Origin of the sequence: Hungatella sp. SL.1.14, from assembly GCF_024460495.1 — a bacterium.
In the GTDB taxonomy this organism is placed as follows: domain Bacteria; phylum Bacillota; class Clostridia; order Lachnospirales; family Lachnospiraceae; genus Hungatella; species Hungatella hathewayi.
In genome coordinates this window covers 1-255 of sequence record NZ_JANFYJ010000587.1, presented here as the reverse complement: position 1 = coordinate 255, position 255 = coordinate 1, and the positions used below count along the sequence as shown (strand labels likewise).

The window sequence follows — 255 nt, the reverse complement described above, 5'->3', positions numbered from 1 at the left end:
CGATAGCCGTGTAATGAATGTGTATGAGAAGTTGCTGAAAGTACAGCAGGAACTCAAAGTACCGAAAAGCCAGTATAATCTCTTTGGGAAATATTATTATCGTAACTGCGAGGACATACAGGAGGCCGTAAAACCGCTTTTAAAATCTGTGAATGCTGTGCTTTTCCTCAACGATGAGATAGAGCAGATAGGGGACCGGTATTATGTTAAGGGCATTGCAAAATTTGTTGATTGCGAGACCGGGGCCGAAATTAC

1 protein-coding gene is annotated in these 255 nt (G+C 42.4%); it reads left to right on the top strand.

Annotated features, from left to right (window positions below; all coding sequences use genetic code 11):
• Nucleotides 1-13 precede the first annotated feature (13 nt).
• A partial coding sequence (locus NE473_RS32420; protein ID WP_256265750.1) for an ERF family protein occupies nucleotides 14-255 on the top strand: 242 nt, incomplete at its 3' end.